General features: G+C 42.7%; 2 protein-coding genes. Both read right to left on the bottom strand.

From position 1 onward, the window contains the following. Positions 1 to 261: Fic family protein (locus A3735_RS08030; protein WP_197485758.1), on the bottom strand; the 261-nt coding region annotated here is incomplete at its 3' end. A 310-nt stretch (positions 262 to 571) separates the two neighbouring features. Beyond that, the coding region (locus A3735_RS30540; protein WP_197485759.1) for a hypothetical protein at positions 572 to 799 on the bottom strand (228 nt) is incomplete at its 5' end.

The raw sequence follows: 799 nt of genomic DNA on the forward strand, positions 1-799 counted from the left end.
GTTTGCAATTAATCGCGCAAGGCGTCCGTTTCCGTCCCAGAAGGGGTGGATATGTACAAAGCCCATGTGAATCTTCGCGTAGGCTTTGATTCCGTCCTTAAGGTTGAGAGTTTGCTTGCATAATGAGTTGAGCTCTTCGATAAAAAGAGCCATTAACTTTTCTGTATGTAAGGGGTGGGCATATTCGATAAATACTTGTTGGTTTTTCTTATTAACTGCATGAAACAAAAGGGGTCGGTGACACATAATAATCATTCGCATTACTCAGCTTGAAAAGACCTTGGCTTAGGTCGATAATCACGGCTAACTATCAAGGAAGATAGAGGAAGCTGAAATGCCAAGGAAGCCAAGAATGTATATGGCCGGAGTGCCGTGTCATGTAATACTAAGCAAAAGGGGACGGAGGGAATATAAGAATAATAAAAGGGGTCGGTGACACATAATAATCATTCGTATTACTTGCCCTACACCTAAAAGATCGTGTGTAGTTGCCTCCAACTTGTATGCAGCTGCTTTGACTTTCTGCTCTAGTTGGGCTGAATGAGTAATCAGCAGACGTATTGTGTTGGTGTTATTCCTTTGTTCCTTTGTTCCTTTGTTCCTGAAGTTTTTTAGCGCCTTCTATTAGCTCTCTTGTTTCTTTATGGGAGCGGTCACAAAACTGTTCAAAGTCAGTAAGCAGCTTAGTTTTCGGCCAAACACCGGAGTCAGGTGTCAGTTGTCCAACTTTCAGCTGGTAGTCTGCAAGTATTTTTATGTACTGCTGTCTTTCGTCCTGCGAAATAACGATGGGGGGAAG

It is taken from the genome of Oleiphilus sp. HI0061 (genome assembly GCF_001635675.1).